At 60.5% G+C, this 19,627-nt stretch carries 21 protein-coding genes and 3 pseudogenes; 13 read left to right on the forward strand and 11 right to left on the reverse strand.

Going from position 1 to position 19,627, the window contains the following annotated elements; genetic code table 11:
* Nucleotides 1–81 precede the first annotated feature (81 nt).
* The 3 genes from AC1D19_RS02575 (at nucleotide 82) to AC1D19_RS02585 (ending at nucleotide 2,371) form a co-directional block, all read left to right on the forward strand.
* The gene (locus tag AC1D19_RS02575) at nucleotides 82–711 is read left to right on the forward strand and encodes a hypothetical protein (protein ID WP_477759953.1); all 630 of its coding nucleotides are present in this window, start codon (nucleotides 82–84) and stop codon (nucleotides 709–711) included.
* 19 nt (nucleotides 712–730) lie between these two features.
* The gene (locus AC1D19_RS02580) at nucleotides 731–1,360 is read left to right on the forward strand and encodes a helix-turn-helix transcriptional regulator (RefSeq protein WP_477755654.1); all 630 of its coding nucleotides are present in this window, start codon (nucleotides 731–733) and stop codon (nucleotides 1,358–1,360) included.
* A gap of 150 nt (nucleotides 1,361–1,510) precedes the next feature.
* Complete coding sequence (locus AC1D19_RS02585) at nucleotides 1,511–2,371, forward strand: CAP domain-containing protein (protein WP_477762268.1); 861 nt, start codon at nucleotides 1,511–1,513, stop codon at nucleotides 2,369–2,371.
* Between the two features lie 574 nt (nucleotides 2,372–2,945).
* Here AC1D19_RS02585 and AC1D19_RS02590 read toward each other — a convergent pair.
* A complete protein-coding gene (locus tag AC1D19_RS02590; RefSeq protein ID WP_477762269.1) occupies nucleotides 2,946–3,578 on the reverse strand; it encodes a Vgb family protein in 633 nt (210 codons plus the stop codon).
* Nucleotides 3,579–4,535: 957 nt separating this feature from the next.
* On the reverse strand, nucleotides 4,536–4,625 hold the full coding sequence (locus AC1D19_RS02595) for a hypothetical protein (RefSeq protein ID WP_477762270.1): 90 nt from the start codon (nucleotides 4,623–4,625) through the stop codon (nucleotides 4,536–4,538).
* A 90-nt stretch (nucleotides 4,626–4,715) separates the two neighbouring features.
* Between AC1D19_RS02595 and AC1D19_RS02600 the strand changes: the two genes are divergently transcribed.
* The 3 genes and pseudogenes from AC1D19_RS02600 to AC1D19_RS02610 form a co-directional block, all read left to right on the forward strand.
* Complete coding sequence (locus AC1D19_RS02600) at nucleotides 4,716–4,883, forward strand: hypothetical protein (RefSeq protein ID WP_477762271.1); 168 nt, start codon at nucleotides 4,716–4,718, stop codon at nucleotides 4,881–4,883.
* Nucleotides 4,884–4,918: 35 nt separating this feature from the next.
* Nucleotides 4,919–5,677, forward strand: a complete 759-nt coding sequence (locus AC1D19_RS02605) for a DUF899 domain-containing protein (RefSeq protein WP_477762272.1) — start codon at nucleotides 4,919–4,921, stop codon at nucleotides 5,675–5,677.
* Between the two features lie 66 nt (nucleotides 5,678–5,743).
* Nucleotides 5,744–5,980, forward strand: a pseudogene (locus AC1D19_RS02610) (DJ-1/PfpI family protein); the annotation flags it as partial.
* On the opposite strand, the gene AC1D19_RS02615 reads toward AC1D19_RS02610, so the two are convergent.
* Both AC1D19_RS02615 and AC1D19_RS02620 read right to left on the reverse strand, forming a co-directional pair.
* Nucleotides 5,963–6,733, reverse strand: a complete 771-nt coding sequence (locus AC1D19_RS02615) for an APH(3')-II family aminoglycoside O-phosphotransferase (RefSeq protein ID WP_477762273.1) — start codon at nucleotides 6,731–6,733, stop codon at nucleotides 5,963–5,965. The pseudogene AC1D19_RS02610 and the gene AC1D19_RS02615 sit on opposite strands and share 18 nt — an antisense overlap.
* A gap of 71 nt (nucleotides 6,734–6,804) precedes the next feature.
* A complete protein-coding gene (locus tag AC1D19_RS02620) occupies nucleotides 6,805–7,299 on the reverse strand; it encodes a DUF2938 domain-containing protein (protein WP_477762274.1) in 495 nt (164 codons plus the stop codon).
* 81 nt (nucleotides 7,300–7,380) lie between these two features.
* On the opposite strand from AC1D19_RS02620, the gene AC1D19_RS02625 reads away from it, so the two are divergent.
* Nucleotides 7,381–7,815, forward strand: coding sequence for a helix-turn-helix domain-containing protein (locus AC1D19_RS02625; protein WP_477762275.1), 435 nt, complete (start codon nucleotides 7,381–7,383; stop codon nucleotides 7,813–7,815).
* 105 nt (nucleotides 7,816–7,920) lie between these two features.
* Here the strand turns inward: AC1D19_RS02625 and AC1D19_RS02630 are convergent, their stop codons facing one another.
* A complete protein-coding gene (locus tag AC1D19_RS02630) occupies nucleotides 7,921–8,535 on the reverse strand; it encodes a helix-turn-helix domain-containing protein (RefSeq protein WP_477762276.1) in 615 nt (204 codons plus the stop codon).
* 183 nt (nucleotides 8,536–8,718) lie between these two features.
* Here AC1D19_RS02630 and AC1D19_RS02635 point away from each other — a divergent pair, with 183 nt between their 5' ends.
* The 4 genes from AC1D19_RS02635 to AC1D19_RS02650 all read left to right on the forward strand — a co-directional run bounded on the left by AC1D19_RS02635 (nucleotide 8,719) and on the right by AC1D19_RS02650 (nucleotide 12,116).
* Nucleotides 8,719–9,855, forward strand: a complete 1,137-nt coding sequence (locus AC1D19_RS02635) for an NAD(P)/FAD-dependent oxidoreductase (RefSeq protein WP_477762277.1) — start codon at nucleotides 8,719–8,721, stop codon at nucleotides 9,853–9,855.
* A 27-nt stretch (nucleotides 9,856–9,882) separates the two neighbouring features.
* Complete coding sequence (locus tag AC1D19_RS02640) at nucleotides 9,883–10,263, forward strand: RidA family protein (protein ID WP_477762278.1); 381 nt, start codon at nucleotides 9,883–9,885, stop codon at nucleotides 10,261–10,263.
* A gap of 96 nt (nucleotides 10,264–10,359) precedes the next feature.
* Nucleotides 10,360–11,415: a YkvI family membrane protein gene (locus AC1D19_RS02645; RefSeq protein WP_150725381.1), complete on the forward strand. Its 1,056-nt coding sequence runs from the start codon at nucleotides 10,360–10,362 to the stop codon at nucleotides 11,413–11,415.
* A 275-nt stretch (nucleotides 11,416–11,690) separates the two neighbouring features.
* A complete protein-coding gene (locus AC1D19_RS02650; RefSeq protein WP_477762279.1) occupies nucleotides 11,691–12,116 on the forward strand; it encodes an N-acetyltransferase in 426 nt (141 codons plus the stop codon).
* A gap of 292 nt (nucleotides 12,117–12,408) precedes the next feature.
* Here the strand turns inward: AC1D19_RS02650 and AC1D19_RS02655 are convergent.
* Nucleotides 12,409–12,492, reverse strand: a pseudogene (locus AC1D19_RS02655) (polar amino acid ABC transporter ATP-binding protein); the annotation flags it as partial.
* A gap of 4 nt (nucleotides 12,493–12,496) precedes the next feature.
* On the opposite strand from AC1D19_RS02655, the pseudogene AC1D19_RS02660 reads away from it, so the two are divergent.
* Together AC1D19_RS02660 and AC1D19_RS02665 are read left to right on the forward strand one after the other, a co-directional pair.
* A pseudogene (locus tag AC1D19_RS02660) lies at nucleotides 12,497–12,721 on the forward strand (Lrp/AsnC ligand binding domain-containing protein); the annotation flags it as partial.
* A gap of 216 nt (nucleotides 12,722–12,937) precedes the next feature.
* Entirely contained in the window at nucleotides 12,938–13,210 is a 273-nt protein-coding gene (locus AC1D19_RS02665; RefSeq protein WP_477762280.1) for a DUF2790 domain-containing protein, read from the forward strand.
* Between the two features lie 56 nt (nucleotides 13,211–13,266).
* On the opposite strand, the gene AC1D19_RS02670 is transcribed toward AC1D19_RS02665, so the two are convergent.
* The 5 genes from AC1D19_RS02670 to AC1D19_RS02690 all read right to left on the reverse strand — a co-directional run bounded on the left by AC1D19_RS02670 (nucleotide 13,267) and on the right by AC1D19_RS02690 (nucleotide 19,368).
* The gene (locus AC1D19_RS02670) at nucleotides 13,267–14,199 is read right to left on the reverse strand and encodes a LysR family transcriptional regulator (protein WP_477762281.1); all 933 of its coding nucleotides are present in this window, start codon (nucleotides 14,197–14,199) and stop codon (nucleotides 13,267–13,269) included.
* Nucleotides 14,200–14,263: 64 nt separating this feature from the next.
* Nucleotides 14,264–15,214: an aldo/keto reductase gene (locus AC1D19_RS02675; RefSeq protein WP_477762282.1), complete on the reverse strand. Its 951-nt coding sequence runs from the start codon at nucleotides 15,212–15,214 to the stop codon at nucleotides 14,264–14,266.
* Between the two features lie 23 nt (nucleotides 15,215–15,237).
* Nucleotides 15,238–16,716 carry an efflux transporter outer membrane subunit gene (locus tag AC1D19_RS02680; protein WP_477762283.1) on the reverse strand — a complete coding sequence of 493 codons (1,479 nt, stop codon included), beginning with the start codon at nucleotides 16,714–16,716 and terminating at the stop codon, nucleotides 15,238–15,240.
* A gap of 19 nt (nucleotides 16,717–16,735) precedes the next feature.
* Complete coding sequence (locus AC1D19_RS02685; protein ID WP_477762284.1) at nucleotides 16,736–18,232, reverse strand: DHA2 family efflux MFS transporter permease subunit; 1,497 nt, start codon at nucleotides 18,230–18,232, stop codon at nucleotides 16,736–16,738.
* Nucleotides 18,232–19,368 (reverse strand): HlyD family secretion protein, encoded by a 1,137-nt coding sequence (locus AC1D19_RS02690; RefSeq protein WP_477762285.1) that lies wholly within the window; start codon nucleotides 19,366–19,368, stop codon nucleotides 18,232–18,234. Before AC1D19_RS02690 ends, AC1D19_RS02685 begins: the two co-directional genes overlap by 1 nt.
* Nucleotides 19,369–19,627 lie beyond the last annotated feature (259 nt).

Consider the following 19,627-nt stretch of genomic DNA (forward strand, 5'->3'; position numbering starts at 1 on the left):
AATTCACCAGCACTCAATAAAAACATATTTTTATGCCTATATTGATATTGTCGAACGTTCCCACTCTCAGAGGGTGCCGTCATGAATATCAAAACCCTGGCTTTGCTCCTGCTGGCTTTCTGTGCGCAACCGGTCTGGAGTCAGACGCCCGCCGCCTCACCTGCCGCTGCCGACAGCCCCGCGCTGACCACGCGCCTGGCCGAGCGTGACCTTTGGGTCGAACACATTTTCTGGATCAGAAACTACGCGCTGGCCAATCAATCCGCCGACAAAAAGCAAGCCAAAGTCGCGGCGGACCAAGTCGTCGACAACGCGACCAAAATCGCCAACAGCATCGCCCCGCTCTACGGCCAACCGGCGGCGGATCAACTGCTCAAGCTGCTTGCCGGTCACTGGGGCGCGGTGAAACACTACAGCGATGCCACCGTCGCGAAAGACGCCAAGGGCAAGCAGGCTGCCGTCACCGAGTTGACCAGCAATGCCAAGGCGATTGCGGCGTTTCTGGCTACGGCGAACCCCAATCTGCCTGAGGCGACACTGGTGACGATGTTGTCGGCCCATGGCGGTCACCACGTCGCCCAGATCGATGAGTTTGCCGCCCACGATTACGCCGGCGAAGCCCGTACCTGGGCGATGATGCGCACGCACATCCTGGCCCTGGCCGACGCGCTGACCGCCGCGCTGGTCAAGCAATTCCCTGACAAGTTCTGATATCGCGCGAGGGCATCCCATGCTGGAAGGACTGGGCCGAACACAGCAGGACCTGCTCAATGCACTGCTGCACCATGCGGGCGGCATGAGCATTGACGAGTTGGCTGAACACCTGGCCGTCACGCGCACGGCGATCCGCCAACACCTGGCGGCGCTGGAGCGTGACGCTCTGGTGCTGCGCGGCGACACCCGTCCGACGGGCCGGCGTCCGGAGCAGCTGTATCGGCTCACCGACCACGCGCGGGAGCAGTTCCCTCGCCACTATCAGCTACTGGCCAGCATATTGATTGATGAAGTGGCGGGCATCATCGGTCCTGAAGCCCTGGCCTCGCTGATGCGCAGCATGGGCCGAAAACTGGCTTCGGACCTGGAACAACAGGTCGTGGATGAAGCCAGGATCGTGCAGCACATGAACCAGACGGGCTACGAAGCCGAGGTGTTTTTTCGCTCAGGAGGCACCCCGGAAATCGTCGCGCATAACTGCGTGTTCCATCGCCTGGCCGCCGCCCACCCGGTGGTCTGCGAACTGGACCTGGCCTTGATCGGCGCACTGGGCGGCGGTGAAGTCGAACACAGCGAATGCATGGTGCGCGGCGGGCATGTCTGTCGTTTCAGGCTGCGACCGAGCGAGGACCAGGATCCCGTTTAAACGGCGCACCACGCCTTACCCTTCGTCGGACGTCTCGGCTGGACGACAGGCAGCTGTTTGTCCGCCGTGAACCTTATGTCGAGTCACCAGTCATACCCAGCGCTTTCCCCCCACTCCTATCGTCGTCATCTCATCCGAGTTGCCCGTCCCATGCGCCAAACTGTCGTTGCCTTGCGCTTTTCTTCGCTGTGCCTGTTTTCCCTGCTTCCGGTTTTTGCAAGCCCCGCCCACGCCGATGGGCAACGGCAACTGGTAGACGCCATCAACGACTATCGCGCCCATCCGCAACGCTGCGACCGGCGGCCGACGCAACGCTTATCACCCCTGAAGCTCAAGTCGAACCTGGCCCTGCCCGTTGGCTATGGTGGTGGGTTGCGGGACCGGTTAAAGGCTTCCGGCTATCAGGCAACCATGGTGCGGTCCATCCGCGTGGTGGGTGCACGGGATGCCGAAGAAGCCTTCGATATGTTCCAGGACGAGCACTGCGCCGCGCTGCTCGACAACCAATACGCCGACATCGGTGTCAGCCGCGCCGGGAGCGAGTGGCAAGTGGTACTCGCCAAGCCGGTACTCGACGGGCAAACCAGCGATCCACGCAGCGCCGCACAGGCGTTGCTGGCGCAGGTCAACGCGGCCCGGGCCAAGCCGCGACTTTGCGGTCGCCAGCGTTTTGCCGCCGCACGGCCGCTGTCCTGGAGTGCTGCCCTGGGCTCCGCAGCACAAGGCCACAGCAAGGACATGGCCTACGGCAATTATTTCGCGCATCAAGATCCCGACGGTGACATGCCCTATGACCGTGCAAAGGCCGCCGGCTACCGTGGCCGGCAGATCGGTGAAAACATCGCCGCCGGGCAAGGTTCACCCAACAAGGCCATGGCCGGCTGGCTCGCCAGCCCCGGGCACTGCGCCAACCTGATGAACCCGATGTTCACCCAGGTCGGTGCCGCGTACGCCGCCAACGCGCGCAGCGACAACGGTGTTTACTGGACGATGCTGTTTGGCGCGCCCTGAGCCGCTGACCGGACCCACCTTGCGGGCATTAAAAAGCCCGCACTGGGCGGGCTTCGTGGGTGAATGTAATAAGTAGGTGGCCGGCGCTGGTCTCCGGCTTACAAGGTTTATCAGGCCTCCCACAAAAGAGCCGTGAAACTGTAATGGAACTCTTCTGCTTCACACGGCATAAGGGCTGGATCCCAGCGCGGGGATCTTTCTAACCGTGTACCCTTCGGAACGCGCCCCACGTCTCCTTGCTATCCTTTTGCGCATCAGTCTGCGTCTTCACCTACAAGGTTGAGGATAGCAAAACAGACACGATTGCCAACCAGGCTTTTAGACCGATTTCGACCAGCAGAAAACATGGCTGGACGGAAAAAAACTAAGCCCGCAGCGCGGTTCGAAAGGGGCTGCGCATCCAACATTGATGGCGCCTGACACGCCGCCTTCGCTGTGTAGGAGCGAGCTTGCTCCGGGCGGCGTTCCGACGAAAGCGGAGTATCAGTCAGCATTGATGTTGAAGCTAACGGCCCCTTCGCGAGCAAGCTCGCTCCTACACAGCGAAGGGGCCGGCACATCCAACATCGGTGCCTCAGGCAGGCCGGCGCACCACCCTCACCTTGCCGCTATCGCCGCCACCGCAGAACAACCGCTCGCCACCATCGGACTCAAGCCCCGACACGCCCACGCCTTCGGGCATTGTCAGGCTTTGCAGCACTTCGCCCGATTGCGGATCGATCCGGCGCAGCTCGCTTTCATCGCCTTCCCACGTGCCGTGCCACAGCGCGCCGTCCACCCAGGTCACGCCGGTGACGAAACGGTTGGATTCGATGGTGCGCAGGATCTTGCCGGTCTCGGGGTCGATCTGGTGGATCTTGCGTTCGCGATACTGGCCCACCCACAACGTCCCTTCGGCCCAGGTCAGTCCCGAATCGGTGCCTGCGCCGGGGGCAGGAATGGTCGAGAGGATACGACCGGTGCGGGGGTCTATCTTGTGGATGCGGTCTTCGGCGATCTGGAACAGGTGTACTCCATCAAACGCGGTGCCGGCATGGGCAGCGACATCGATCGAGCCCAGCACCTTGCCACTTTCCGGGTCCAGGGCGTTGATTTTATTGTTGCATGCGAACCAGACCTTTTCGCCGTCCCAAGTGACGCCGCACACATGGTCGACATCGGCAAACGGGCCATATTCACGAATGATTTCAGCAGTTGCGTGTTTCATTCCGGCATTCCTCATTGGGGTTGGTGGCGTTCATCCTAGCCACCGGGCAGCGGCGCCGGGAGTAACAAGGTCGTCGTGAATCCCGGCACGGGCGGCGTCATCCAGCGCCGCGCGCGGCCACGGCCAAACCATTGCACCTTGCCCTCCTCCGCCAGTGTCTCGAGTGTCCGCTGTACCGTGCGCTGGCTGGTACCCAGCGCCAATGCCAGGGCGGAGCTCGACCACGACTCGCCATCGGCGAGGCAGGCAAATACCGCGGCAAATTTTTCCTCGACCGGCGGCGCCAGTGTCACCACCTGTGTACACACCGGTGATTGCAGGGCAAAACCGCGAGCCGTCGCGGTGATGCCGGCCAAGGGCTTGAGTGCTTGACGCAGCCTGCCGATTTCCACGCGAAGCCGTGCGCGATGGGATTCATCCGAGAGTTTCAAGCGGAACGCCCGGGCGATCAGCGTTTCCCGCGTAACGTCGGCGGGCCACGCCTCGGCCAATGTGCGGGCGAGTACGAACAGGATCGGCCTTGTAGCGAGCGACACCGACATGCCACAGCCGTGCACAACGTACCGGCAGGCATCCACCACCAGTGACGTTGAACAGAACAACGCTTCAACGTCATCGAGCAACAGCGGCCGTACTTCACCCCGCGCAATCAGGCGCGCCGCCGGGGCATCGAGCAGGCGCGCAGCGTGTTCGACCTCAGCCATCAGCGCGGCAATCCCCGCTTGACTGGCAGCTTGCCCGGCCCTGTTCAACGCCTCCCGCGCCGCGTGCGATTGCAGGCGGCGAATGGCGATCCCCGCCAGCACCAGTTCATGGGTTGCCCGCAAGGCTGGCGGCAATGGGTCGGGGTCGAGTTCGGCCAATAACTGCTGCGCCTCGTCGAGCTGACCGATCAGCAGCAACCGGCGGATTTGCAGATACCGCGCATGGGCGGCATTGACCCGGTCACCGTGGTGTTCAAGGGTGACCCGCTCCGTTTCGAGCGCCTTGACCGGCCAGCCGAGTTCCCGCGAAGCCAGAGCGATTTCGGCCTCGGCCACCACACATCGGGCACGGGCCAGCACTTCCCTGGGCGCAAAGGCCCGTTGCGCACGCTTGACCAGCGCCCTGGCCCGCACCAGATCGCCCAGTTGCGCCATGGCGATACCGCGCAGGGCCAGCGCCGGCGCATCGTCGCGCAAGGCCACGCGGTCCAGTGCGCCCAGCGGATTGCCCGCCGCCAGCGCCTGGGCGGCGGCCGCGATCATCGAGTCCATCGAAATCCCGCCACGCTTGTCACTCCCCTCATTCGATACCCGGGTTTAGTCTAAATCACGACCTTTCACCAGGAGCGTACAACGATGAACACGCACAATACCGCGACCCGGGAACAATGGCTGGCAGCACGCTTGCAACTGCTCGAAGCGGAAAAGGCCCTGACCCGACGCAGCGATGAAGTCGCCAGGCAACGCCAGGCATTGCCATGGGTTCGTGTCGACAAGGCGTATCGCTTCGATACCGACAACGGCAGCGCAACCCTGGCCGAGCTCTTTCAAGGGCGCTCGCAGCTGCTGGTCTACCACTTCATGTTCGGGCCCGACTACACGGCCGGTTGCCCGTCCTGCTCAGCCATCGCCGACAGTTTCGACCCCGTCGTCATCCACCTGGCGAACCACGACGTGACCCTGATGGCGATATCCCGCGCGCCGTTGGCGAAACTGCGGGCCTACAAACGTCGGATGGGCTGGACCTTTCCCTGGGCCTCGGCCGCCGACAGCGATTTCACCGCCGACTTCAACGTTTACTTCACCGAAGCGCAGCAGCGTGAAGGGCTGGTCGAGTACAACTATCAACGCGGCGGCCATGCCATGGACGCCAGTGAAATACCGGAACCGGTGAAACAGTTCGCCGCGACCTGTGGCACCGATGCGCCGACCTACACCCGCGACCGGCCGGGGTTGAGTACGTTCGTGTTGGAAGACGGCGAGATCTATCACACCTACTCCACCTACGCCCGGGGCCTGGACGGATTGTGGGGCATGTACCAATGGCTCGACCGCGCGCCCAAGGGGCGCAATGAAACGGGGCCCTGGTGGCGCCGGCATGATGAATACCAGTGAGCGCCAGCGGCGTCACTGACCGTCGATGAAGACATCCGCCAGTTTGTCCACCGACGCAGGCTTGGTCTGGGACTGGAGCCCATGGACCAGCCGCTGGTATGGCAGGGGAACGTTGCAACCGCTGGCGGATGCCTTGCGGCGCTCTATCTTGTGGGATGGCTGGTCGAGTCCTGGTTCGATGTCGACAAACGCCGCGCGACGCTGCTCCCTTTTCTGCCAGCTGGGCAGCAAGAGCTCTATGATGCCTTGATCGGGCTCAGCATCCGACAAGGAGAAGTCAGCTCATCAGTAGAACTCGTCTAGCAAACAGTAAAACGCTATACGTTGCTGATCTGGCTCTACACCATAGGCGCGAAAAAATGGCGCTACCCATGCCTGTCCAAGGTTGCGCTCTATGCTTCGGACAGCCAGTGCAAGATCTTGATAGATGTCACTGATGCCTAGCCGGCCGCAGTCGATGTAGCCGGTAAAGCTGCTTCCTTCGACCATGAAATTCGGTAGGCAGGCATCGCCGTGGGTGACCGCAAGATCATAGGTTTCAGGGAGCGTCGACAGCATCTCTGCGAAAACACCCTCAGCGGTCCGACCCAGCCGCTCATCGTCAAAGTCTGCCTCGTCAACGAGCCCGGCACTCACTCGACTCCTGGCGGCGGCTATGCGCTGCTCCAAGGGGTGATCAAAGGGACATGTATCAATTGGCATCTGGTGCAGAGTACGTAGTGCCGCCGCCAGGATGCTGATGACTTGGGGTGGAGACAAATCGTTGGCACTGGCCAGATCATGTCCAGGGACGGCACTCATGAGTAACCAATGGCGATTATTTTCTGTCGTAGCATCAAGAACTGTTGGCCCAGGCAGGTCAAGCCGGTTCATCCAACGAAGACGCTCAATCTCTTGCGGCAGCTCACTGTGTGCGCCAATGGGCTCGGACTTCACGAACAGGTGTTCCCCATTGATGCAGCGGATGCGAGAAACCTCGGCTCCTGACTCTCCGATAGTTTGTCGTTCAATAGGCGCCCCACTGAATGTTTGGGACCATTGGGTAGGAATGTACATACTGTCACTTACTCAAGTGTTGGCGGATTTACTGCCAGTCGGTTGCATGACAAGCAAGACTCAAACCCTGCTCACTTCGAAGCCAAGGCAATCACCACCGCGGACAGGTAGAGGCCAACACCAAAGACGGCATGATTTATTGAACTGCGCATGCAGTTCTTGGCCGGCGTCGGCGTCTTGGAGGATACAAATCCTGCCCCCATGGCGGGCTGTATAACAAAAAGCGGGACTGCCACTGTTGCCACGCCCAAAGCGATTGCTGGCAGGAAAGTTGGTTCCTGCAGCCAGGCGACGCCTTGAATGCACGCCAGTAACACCGCGAAAGCAACTCCCGTGGCGTAGTGCACCACCCAGCCCAGGACCACTTCACCTCGCACCGGCATCGCTTGTCCAATGCTGGCATGAGCGAATTTGCCTTGGCATACATGACCTACCCAGCGCCCGACGAAAGCGAAATTCAGCGTTGGAACGCCAAAGGACTTCATGAGGAACATCCACAAATCCATGACGACGGTAGCGCCAACCCCCAACAGAAAAACCTGTGCAACCACTTCCAGCGATGCCATACCTACCTCTTGTTCATGGACCAATTAATCTTGCCGATGCATGATAGAAGTTGAAGTCAACTTCAAGTCAATGGGCTGAAAATGGATATCACTGAGGTCGTCAAACGCACGGGAATTCCTGCCCACACATTGCGTTTCTACGAGAAGAAAGGCTTGATCGCGTCAGTCAGCCCGCGCGGGGCTCGCCGCCAGTTTGCGTCTGCCGTGGTTGAGCAGTTGGCTGTTATCGCACTCGGACAGGCAGGCGGTCTCTCGCTGGACGAGATACATGCCATGCTTTCCCCGAATGGTAAGGCAGTTGTTGATAGAGACGTGCTTTTGGCCAAGGCGGATGAGATTGATGCGACCGTCAAGCAACTACAGGCGATGAGTCGGGGATTGCGGCATGCGGCCGCATGTCCAGCCCCTAGCCACGCAGAATGCCCGAGATTTCATCGGTTACTCAAGGTCGCAGCGGCTGGTGTCTTTAAACGGGGCAGGCTTTCGGCGCCACATCCTGCGCCCGTTCGGTCTTGAGCACACCGCACGAGCGCAATGGAGTTCCTGGCATCCTTGGAATATGGCAGGCCCTATCTCGAGCTGGAATGTGAGTACGACCTGGATCTGACAGCCCCCTCAGCGTCAGTATTCCGACATCACCACCATCACTTCAGCATCGGCGCCATCCTCGCCTTCAGCCAGATAAATATGACCAATCGAGCTGTTGAAATAGGCTGTTTCGCGACAGCCGATGCTGATTGATTCACCCGTTTCGAATTGAATGCGCACACGACCTGAAAGGACGACGGCGAACTCTTGTCCGGGGTGACGGATGTAGTCTTCGAACTGATTCAGTTCGCGCGCACAGATCCGCGCGTACATGGGCGTCATGCTGCGTCCGGGGAAATCCCCCGCCATCGGGTGATATTCGTAATTGCCCGTGCTGTAACCCGCCGCACTGTCGATGGCGGTGCTGACCACCGTGGGCTGTACAGCACTGACGCCCGCCTTGGCCGGACTGAAAAGCTGGGCAATGTCCACACTCAGGGCCCGAGCTGCGGCCGCTAGTTTTTCGTAACTCACCGACACTTGCGCCAGCTCCATTTTCGACAAGGTCGACAGCGCCACGCCTGAACGCTCGGACAGCTGCTTAAGCGTCAACTTCTGGTTTTTGCGGATGACACGCAGGCGGGCACCGACCTGGGCGCGATCTATCAAGGGATGGTCCGTGGGACACGAGACTCGATCGGAACTCATGCAGACTCTCTATCGTACAAAAAACGGTGCCCGGAACTGAGCCAAGGCAGGGGCTGGAATAATACCTCAAGGTAATGGGTTGACCGGGGAATTCTCATATCTTACATTTCTCTTATCTGAGAATTATAAAAATAAAGGGAAGAACATTTCTTTCCCATCCCCAGAGACAGGAGGTACTTCGGTATGCACGACAGCGTATGTTTCGATTTCGCCATCATCGGCGGTGGTATTGCGGGGGCCTCCCTCGCCTATCGCTTGGCCGGGCAAGCCAGCGTTGTGGTGCTCGAGCGTGAGAGCCAGCCGGGTTATCACGCCACCGGACGCTCCGCCGCGATGTTCATGGAAAGCTATGGCACACCGCAGATCCAGGCATTGACCCGAGCCAGCCGGGACTTCTATGAGCAACCGCCAACTGACTTCACCGAGCATGCGCTGCTGGAACCTCGCGGCTGTCTGTATGTCGCAGGCGAGGGGCAGCAATCCCTGCTGAAACAAACCTTCGAAGTCGGCCGGGCACAGGCTGGCAATGTTTCATTGATTGATACCGAGCACGCCCTCGCGTTAGTGCCGTGCCTGCGCCCAGAGGCGATTGTCGGGGCGATGCTCGAAACCGACGCCCGTGACCTGGACGTCCACGCGCTGCACCAAGGTTTTTTGCGGGCCATGCGCCGAGCCGGTGGCGTGCTGCAGTGCGACGCCCAACTGAGCGTCGCCACCCGCGAAGGTCGACACTGGCACCTGACACTGGCCGACGGCCGCCAGTTGCGCGCACGCAATCTGGTGAACGCCGCAGGTGCCTGGGCCGACCAGGTGGCGCAGCAGTGCGGTGTGAAGCCCATTGGGATGCAGCCCTGCCGACGCACCGCCTTTACCTTCGACGGCCCTGAGGGCATGGACTTCTCACGCTGGCCTGCGGTAATCGGCATCGACGAAAGTTTTTACTTCAAACCGGACGCCGGCCAACTGCTGGGCTCGCCGGCCAACGCCGATCCCGTCCCGCCACAGGACGTGATGCCCGAAGAGCTGGACATCGCCACCGGGATCTACCACATCGAAGCCGCCACCTCCTTGACCATCCGCCGCCCACGCCACAGCTGGGCCGGCCTGCGCTCGTTCGTCGCTGACGGTGATCTGGTGGTCGGCTGGGACGATCACTGCGAAGGCTTCTTCTGGCTGGCGGCACAGGGCGGTTATGGCATTCAGTCCGCGGCCGGCGTATCGCAATTGGCCTGTGCCCAATTGCTCGATCAACCCCTACCCGAAACACTGCGCCGCCAGGGCGTCGAGCCACAACGCCTGGCACCTGGCCGCCTGCGTTAATCATTCATCCCGATGAGGTTCCATACCATGTCTGACAATCTCCAGCGTTACCCCAGCCACCTGCCCTATCCGTTCTCCAAAGCCATTCGGGTCGGCGATTTTTTGTTCCTCTCAGGGCAAGTACCGATGACCCCTGCGGGCGAGGTGGTGCTCGGTGATATCCGCGAGCAAACCGAGGCCGCCATGGCCCGCATCGGCGAGACCCTGGCCGAATGCGGGGTGGGTTTTGATCAGGTGGTGAAGGCCACAGTGTGGCTGACGGACATGCAACATTTCGCCGGTTTCAACGAGGTGTACAAGCGCCACTTCGAGAATGGTTTCCCGGTGCGTTCCACGGTCGGCGGCGCCCAGTTGGCGCTGGGGGTCGACGTGGAAATCGAAGTCCAGGCCTGGGTCGGCGCCCGCTGATCCACCCCTGCCGTTTGCCAGTGCGATGCCCCGGGACGGCCATGAACAGTGGTCGTCCCCATAAGCCATAACAAAAACAATTTGAGGGAAATCGTCATGAAAGAAAGTCTGAAAATAGCCGGTGCATTTGTCGGTGTGATTGTCGGTGCAGGATTCGCTTCCGGTCGGGAACTGCAGATGATGTTCGTGGATTTCGGCGTATGGGGACTGCTCGGGGCGGTGGTCAGCGCCGCGCTCTTCACCTTTCTCGGGATGGCATTGGCGGGCATGGGTAGCCGACTGCGGGCAAGGTCCCATAAGGACGTGGTGTATGCACTGTGCGGACGCTACCTGGGCACCTTTGTCGACCTGATGATCACCTTCTTCATGTTTGCGGTGACCGTGGTCATGTTGGCCGGCGGCGGCGCCTTGCTGGAACAACAGTTCGGCATTCCCGCCATGTTCGGCAGCGTGGCGGTGACCCTGATCGTGGTCGCCATCGTGTGCCTGGATGTGCAGAAGGTCATTGGCATGATCGGCGCCGTCACTCCGCTGTTGATCCTGACGGCGGTAGCGGTGGCCCTGTATGGCGTCGCCACCCGGGGTTTGAGTTTCGGTGAACTCAATCAACTGGCCAGCCAGCAAGACGCTGGCGCAAGCCATTGGCTGCTGGGAGCGTTATTGTACGTGTCTTACAACATCGTGGCCGGGGTGCCGTTTCTGGCGATCATGGGCGGCGCTGCGAAATCCGAGAAGCAAGCCATCTGGGGTGGCATCTTCGGTGGCGCGTTGCTGGGGCTGCTGATGCTGGTGATGAGCCTGGGATTGCTGTCACGCCTGGACAGCGTGGCGGATTTGCCAATGCCCATGCTGTCCATCGCCACGGAGGTTTCGCCAGTCCTCGGTCTGCTGATGGCGGTGATCATTTTCCTGATGATCGTCAACACGGCCGTCGGTACCTTGTATTCCTTTTCGGCCCGGCTACTGCCGGCAGGCACTCGCAAATTCCGCGTCGGCTCAGCGGCCGCTGGCGCACTGGCTTTCGTCGGTAGCCTGGTCGGGTTTGTCAACCTGGTGGGCCAGGTCTATCCACTCTTTGGCTACCTGGGCTTTTTGCTGATTGGCGCAGTGGTCGTTGGCTGGTTACGCGTAGGACGCCTGGCCCAGGCTTAATCAGTCGATAGTGGCGTGCTGAGCAAAAAAACGATCAGTGCGACCATGACCATCAACGGAATCGGCAGGCCGTACGGGGCGATACTCATGCCAGCGGCCCAAATAGACTGTCAGCGTCCAGAGCAAACCGGTGCTGGCGTTGGCGGTCACAGTTCCAGCCCCATGTATGGCTGATCGATCAGAATCAGTGCCAGGTAGATCTGCAAACGGAGGACCGTTGCGCGGAGCACGCATTTGGCACAATGTTTTCTTCCTGACTCAATCGTTGAGGTCTCATGATCCGCGACTTTCGAAACGTTGACCTGGAGCCCGTATTGGACATTTGGCTACGAGCGTCAATCCAGGCGCATCACTTCATAGCCCCCGAATTCTGGCGTAGCCAGCTTGCTGCCATGCGTGAGGTCTACCTACCCGGCGCCATGTCCCGAGTGTTTGAGGCAGACGGGACGGTAGTAGGATTCTGCTCTGTGTATGGAGACACACTTGCGGCGCTATTCGTATCGCCTGAGCGTCAGGGGGACGGCATAGGTACGCAGCTTCTCGCGGACGTCATGGCATCCAAGTCAACTCTACAGCTGACTGTGTATTCGGCGAATGCGCCCAGTATCCATTTCTATGAGAACCAGGGCTTTGTAGTTCTCAATGAACAACTGGATGCGCACACTGGCCACCTTGAGAAGGTGATGCGCTGGGTCGCCTAATCTGACTAATGTAGCTATAGGCGAAAGGAAAATGACAGGTCGCGCTAGCTTCAGCGTATGTGTCTGCCCAACTGACCTTGTGTCGTTAAGGGCCCGTGATTTTCGATGGGAAGACGGACAAGGAGCAATCAATAGCTGGCGCAACCCCGGCGCGTACTCCGTACCATCCGCGATCTCAAACCGTAACGCCGATGAAGATCAGCAGCTCCAGAAGCGATTCAGTCCATTGCCCGCGTCGTAACTTCGACGTTTGATCGCGCCTGCCCCGGGCGTTCAGAAGCGAAAGCGCAACTTATCTATCGTGCAGATGTTTTTTCAAGAACGACCGGGTTCGTTCCTGGACAGGGTTTTGCAGGATCTCTTGCGGTGCCCCCTCATGCCTGAAACGCACACCCGCAATCAGCTTGCTGGACCTGCTTGCGCAAAACTCGCAGGTACGACGAGTCTCCTCGGTCAGTGGCCAGCTCGACCTGGTCATTGAGGTCGAATCGCGAACCATTGATGATCTGAACCGGGTCAGAGATGCAGTAGCCAGTCACGAATCCGTTGAAGACATCACCACCGCTGTCGTTCTGCGACGCGATATTGATCGGCAGAGTTCCTGATTTGCCTGGGGGAGAGGTCTTGAGACCGGCTCCCCGCCAAAGCCCCCTCGATTCATGAGCAATCCGGCAACAGTGTTTATCCCGCCGACCGATTTTTGCGCCCCCGCCAAACGCCTAATATCGGCTCTACCCAAGTGAGCAAACCCAGTCAGATGCAACCCGCTCACAAGGTTAAACACCCTTGCAGGACAACGCTTCAACCACGAGGTGAAGATCATGAAACTGTTGAACATCGCACTCTTTGTTGCCCTTGGCGCCGCCGGTGCCCAGGCCTTTGCAGAGGACAGCCACTCAACTGCCGCCACCAGCCAACCGCCGGTTGAAACCTACACATACGGCACCAGGCTCGATATCAAGCGCGTCATCGAAGTATCGGAAGTCGCCGATGAATGCGGACCGGTCCCGGCGCGCATGACCTATGAAGATTCCCGGGGTCAACGCCGCACCATTGAGTACCAAGTAATGGGCAGCGGTTGCTCGAACGGTTGAGCACTGTATGGACGATGGAGGGTCGACACTCCATGCATACAGCGCCAACCACAACGCTATACAGATGCACCGACAATTTTTTCATCAGCCGCGAGCAAACCCGGAATGGAATGCTTCAGAAATTCCACCCAGGTTTTTATTTTTGCATCCACGAACTTGCGTGACGGGTAGATCGCAAACAGGTTCAGCTCTTCAAGCCGATACCCTGGCAGTACCCGCACCAAAGTCCCCGCCCGCAGGCCCTCGACGGCCGAAGCAATCGGTTGAATACCAATCCCCATCCCGTTCTTGATCGCGAAAGTCATGGCGTCGGCTGTGTTGACGTGAAAGGGCGACACCGGCGTGCTGAACGTTTCTATCCCAAGCGGGCCTTCAAACACCCAGTTCTCGGCTGGCATGACCGTGTTGACGATTCGCAGGCAATCATGGCCTTCCAGATCACCCGGCGATTCGGGCGTCCCGCGTTTTTTCAGGTAAGCCGGCGAGGCGCAGAGAATGCTGTAGGTGATACCCAGCCGCTGGGCGACAAACCCGGAATCGGGCAGGTCCCGCGCCAGCACAATCGACATGTCATAGCCTTCCTCCAGCAAATCCGGCAGCCGATTGGTCACGGTCAGGTCAAACAGAACCGAAGGATAGGTTTCTCTGTAGCGGGCAATGGCGCCGATCACGTAATGGTTGCCGATGGCCGACATGGCATGGATTTTCAGCCGGCCTGCGGGCATGACCTGCGCCGTACCCGCCTCTTCGTCGGCCTCGCGCATGTCCTGCAGAATCCGCTCGCAGCGCTGCAAATAACGCACACCGGCTTCGGTCAGTGCCAGGCGCCGGGTGGTGCGGTTGATCAGCCGCGTTTGCAGCCGGGCCTCCAGGCTGGAAACGGCTTTTGAAACGTTGGTCGTGGTGGTGTCCAGCATCGCGGCCGCTGCCGTGAAGCTGCCGCTTTGGGCTACCGCCGAGAAACAGCGCAGGGTCTGGAAAACATCCATCGTTTTCACCTCAAGGGATAGGCAAGCAGGACGGCCCCGTGACGGACCGCCCTGGCGTCAGTAACTACTGCTTGCGCGGAATGAACCCGGGGACGCCGGTTTCAACCACCGAGTTGAAGCGTATACGGGTTGTGATGTCTTGCTGGATTTCAACCATGGCCCTGAGCGGCAAGGTCGAGATATCGATATTTTCCCGGATATGGCTCGGCGTTGCCGAGGTGGTCAGGAACGCTACCCCACGTTGTACCGACCAGGCCAGCGCCACCTGGGCCGGGGTTTTCTGCACACGCCGGGCGATGCCGGCAAGCACCGGGTCCTGCAGCACATTCGGTTCCATGCCATGCCCCAATGGCGCAAACGCCAGCAGGATAATCCCGTGCGCCTTGCAGAACTCCAGCAACTCCCACTCCGGTAAATAAGGGTGAGACTCGACCTGCACCACGGCGGGTTTTATCCGGGCGTCGGCAACCAGCGCCTTCAGCGCCTGCAGCGTGATATCGGACACCCCGATGGACCTCACCCGCCCCTCATCCACCAGCCGCTCAAGTGCCCGCCACGTCTCGATCAACGTCACGCCGTCGTCGTAGATGACATTGCCCTGCTCATCCCTCGGGTCCTGGTTGTCGCCGGGTTGAAAGGCAAACGGCGTGTGGATCAGGTAGCAGTCGATGTAGTCCACTTGCAGGCGTCGGCAACTGGCTTCGAACGCGGGTTCTACGCGCTCGGGACGATGGTTGGTGTTCCACAGTTTGGTGGTGATGAACAGCTCCTCGCGCCGGACTTTGCCGGCCTCCTGCACTTCCTTCAATGCAACGCCAACCTGCGCTTCGTTGCGATAACGCTCGGCGCAATCGAAATGGCGGAAACCGGCGGCCAGCGCCTCCTTCACCGCTTCAGTCGTGGTGGCGAGATCGCGCAACAACGTACCGAACCCAACCGCCGGCATCTCGACCGCCCCATGGTTGAGCAGGAATCCAGTATCGCGCAGTCCGTCGTGAAAGGCTTCATAAGTCATGTCATTACTCCAGGCCGCAGCCATTATTGATACGAAGGTTTCTGCCCGTCGCCCGACGCAACGCGTTGCTCGAAGGCACCGACCGAGTTGCCGCCCAGCGCAATGAACAGTTGCACGGTGTCGAGGTACTGCGCGGTTTTCACGCGGATCTGTCCCAGCAGTGCCTGCTCATAGGCACGCTCCGCTTCCAGGACCTGGAGAATGCTGTTCTCGCCTTGCGCGAAGGCCTGCTGGTTCAACTGCAAACTGGTTTCGGCCGCGCGCAATGCGTCGGTCTGGGCCAGATGTTCCTCGGCGTCATGGTTGATCGCCTGCAAGGTGTCGGCGACCTGGCCGAACGAGGTAATGACCGTCTGTTGGTAACCGGCGAGTGTCGCTTTGTAGCCGTCGACGGCAGCTTGTTGTTCAGCCTTGAGCGTGCCGCCATCGAAAAGCGGTCCGGCCAACCCGGCAGCGAAACCCCAGAGTGCCGCGCCGCCATTGCCGGAAGCCGCCTGCGCCAGGGACGCGGACAGCGTGACGTGGGGATAGAGATTCGCCGTCGCCACGCCCACCGCTGCGCTGGCCATGTGCAGTTGCGCCTCGGCTTGCAGCACATCCGGCCGGTCGTGGGCCATTTCCGAAGGCAGGCTCACCGGCATGTTCGACGGCAGGGCAAACTCGCTCAAGTCGAAGTCGGGAGCGATCCAGTCCGCCGGCCCCTTCCCCGTCAGGATTGACAGCGCATGGCGTGCGGCATCGCGTTGCTGAGCAAGAGGCGGCAACAGCGTGCGGTCCTGGGCGAGACGGGTCTCGGCCAGCGATACATCGATCTGCGTGGTGCTGCCATTGAGGTGGGCCATGCGCACCAGCTCAAGGTTCCTTGCGTCATTGGCCAGCAGCTTTTCCACGGCCCGTATCTGTGCGTTGGCGGAGGCCACCAGCAACGCCTGGCTGGCGACGTTGCCGGTCAACGTCAGGTACGCCGCTTCGAAGCGGTGTTTTTGCAGCTCGGTAAACGCCTGCTGCTGTTCGACCAATCGCTTGTTGCCACCAAATACATCGAGGTCGAACCCCACCCGCGGCCCAATCGCATAGAAATTGGCGATGGAGGGTTCCTTGGTGTTGTGCAGCCGTTGACGACCGGCCACGCCAGCGAAATCGACCTGCGGATACAGCGCACCCTGCGCCGCCGCCAAAGAAGACGCGGCTTGCCGGATCGTGGCATCGGCGGCCACCAGATCGAGGTTGCCGTCGATTGCTCGACGAACCACATGGTCGAGTTTCTGCGAGCGAAAGGCAGTCCACCAGTCACCACTGACCTTCCTGCCGAGGTCGATGCGAGGGTTGCCACCCTGGGCCAGACGCTGCTCGGCCTGTGGGTCATAGTGCTGCGACGTACTCGCCGCCGGTGTTTGGTAGTCGGGGCCAACGGTGCAGGCCGTCAGCAATACCAGCAGCGACAACGCCACGATCTTCGTTTGCATCCAGTAGCGGTTGATGACCAGCGCATAAGATTTCATTTGGCAAACTCCACGAAAACTAATTGGCCGCAACGGGCTTGCGAAGCAACAACACCAGCGGGCTCACCACTAGCATCACCACCATCAGGATCTTGAACTGGTCGATCACGGCGATGAACGCGGCCTGGCCGGTGATCATTTCGTTGAGCCCGTCGAGCACCTGCAACGGCGCCGAGGTCAGCGAATGCGCAGCCGCGCGGTATGGCGTCAGGTTGCTGACCAGCGCCATGTGCATCGCCTGGGTGTTGTTGAAGAAGAACAACTGCACGATGGCCACGCCCAGCGTGCTGCCGTAGACACGGGCCAGATTGAACAGGCCGGTGCCTTCGGGGCGCAGCGTGGGGTCGAGCGTACTGAACGCGACCTTGGTCACCGCCGGCATCAGGATGCCCAGGCCCACGCCCTGGATCGCACCGGCGACGGCCACGGGCCACTCGTCCATCAGCGGCGAATAGCCGAGCATCAGCCAGTTGGCATAAACCACCACCGCCACGCCTGCCGCCACGAAGGGACGACGGTCAAAGCGCTCGGGCAGCCGCCCCATCAGCAGAAAAGCGCCAACCAGGCCCATGCCACGGGGAATCGTCAAGGCGCCGGTAGTGTCCGGCGGATAGCCGAGAATCTCGTCCAGCATGGGTGAGGTCAGGGCCATGGTCGACAACAGCACGAAACCGAGGGCGAAAAAGATCACCGTCGACAACACGAAGTTGCGGTCCTTGAGCAGGCGTTTGTTGAGGAAATGCACATTCGAGGTCAGCACATGCACCAAGAACAGATAGGCCCCCAACGCAGACGCCACGGCTTCGAGCCAGATCTCGGGCGAAGCGAACCAGTCCAGGCGCTCACCCCGGTCGAGCAACATTTGCAGGCTGATCAGGCCGAGGGTGAAGGTGCCGAAACCGAAGAAATCGAACGCAGGAGGTTTCTCGGCCTTCTTCTCGGTCAGCAACAGCGCCGCCACCAGGAAGATAAACGCCGACAGTGGCACGCTGAGGTAGAACATCGGCCGCCAGCCAAAATGTTCGGCGATCCAGCCGCCGATACTCGGGCCGCTGACGATGCCGAACAGCACAATCGCCGTCCACTTCGCGCCAAACGTTGCACGCTTGTCCTGCGGCAAGGTTTCCATGGCAATCACCATCGACAGCGGCGCCAGTACGCCACTGGCGATGCCTTGAATGATGCGCGCCCCCACGAACTCCAGCGGCGTCGCCGCCACCGTGGCGAGCAACAAGCCAAGGACGAACATCGCCAGCGCCGCCTGATACACGAGCTTCAAACCAAAGCGTCCGGCCAGCCATTGCGCGAGCGGCATGCTGATCGCACTCGCGGCCAGGTACGAAGTGAAAATCCAGCCCGCCTGATCGTCGCTCATCGACAGGCTGCCCTGAATCAACCTGAGTGCCGCGTTCGGCAGCGGCAGGTTCGCCGACTGCATGTAGGTCGCCAGCAAGGCGGCGAACCTGAGCGAGCGCCCACCCTCCCCTCCGGGGTTTACCACCGATTGGGTGTTCATCAGAAGTTACCTGCGGTCAGCAATGCCTTGAGCGGGTGCCACCAGGGGCTTTGAAACTGGGTATTGATCCGCACCGTGGCGCTGGTCCCGGAGAACAGCGGCAGTGCCGGGTCGACTTCGTCGAGTTCAAGCCGTACCGGCACCCGCTGAGTCACCTTGACCCAGTTACCGGTCGCGTTTTCCGGCGGCAGCAGCGCGAAATCCGACCCGGCCCCCGGGCTCATGCTGGTGACGTGGGCCTTGAACACGCGATCCGGGTAGGTATCGATGCGGATGGTGGCTTCCTGGCCCGGGCGCATGTGGGTCACGTCGGTCTCGCGGAAGTTGGCCTCGATCCAGATCTCGTGACCGGACAACAAGGCAAAGGCCGGCGCGCCGTTGTTCACATGGTTGCCCACCTGCAGGTCGTCAACCTTGGCCACGATGCCATCCTGCGGCGCATACACCGTGGTGTACGAGAGGTACAACTGCGCCTCGTCGAGCTGCGCCCGGGCCTCGCGCACCGTCGGGTGACTGTCGGCATCGATGTCCGGATTGCCGTTCAAGGCAACCACGGTGCTGGCGATCTGTTGTTCGATGGACGCGATCCGTTGCCGCGCCACCTTCACGTCGGTGTCGGCACGTTCGTAAATCGACTTCGAAACGAACTCAGTCGCAACCAAGGCCTTCTTGCGGGCAAAATCCTTTTGGTCGAAGTCAGCCGACTCTTTCGCCGATTGCAGTTCAGCTTGTTGCTGGCGATAGCTGGCCTTGAGCCCGTCAATACGCAGCCGCGCCACGCCCAGTTGTGCTTGCGCGCGGTCGACGGCGATCTGGAACGGTTTCGGGTCGATCCGGAACAACACCTGGCCCTTGCGGACCTGCTGATTGTCCTCGACGGCGATCTCTACCACTTGTCCAGAGATCCGCGCATTGATCGATGCCTTCGCCACTCGGGCGTAAGCGTTGTCGGTCGAAACATACGCCTGCCCCGACACGTAGTGGGCATAGCCCAGCGCCGCGAACAGGATAGGAACACCCACCATCAGCCAGGGGCGCAACCTCTGTTTCAGTGGTTTGTTGATACGCGAGTCAGCCGGGATTGGGCCTGGGTGCTCGAAGGTCTGCGAAGCCGGGATATCGAACGATTTGGTCATGATCGAGTTCACCTTTAGCCGGGTAATCGGGCCGGCATCGGCAACAAGCGCCAGCGGCCCGCAGGTCAATAAATGCTGTAAACAAACAAGCCCGTGCGCGGTCAGGAGGATCGCTCCCACCGCGTCGGTTTCGTCGCCGCAACACTCAGTTCGCGCTCGGCTACCACAAACCCTGGAACAAGGAATTTCTGATTCCTTAATTTTGTGCAATGGTGTAAGAATATCCCTCGACCCACCCTCCTACAAGGATTTTGTACTA

This window comes from Pseudomonas sp. P1_C12, from assembly GCF_056406435.1.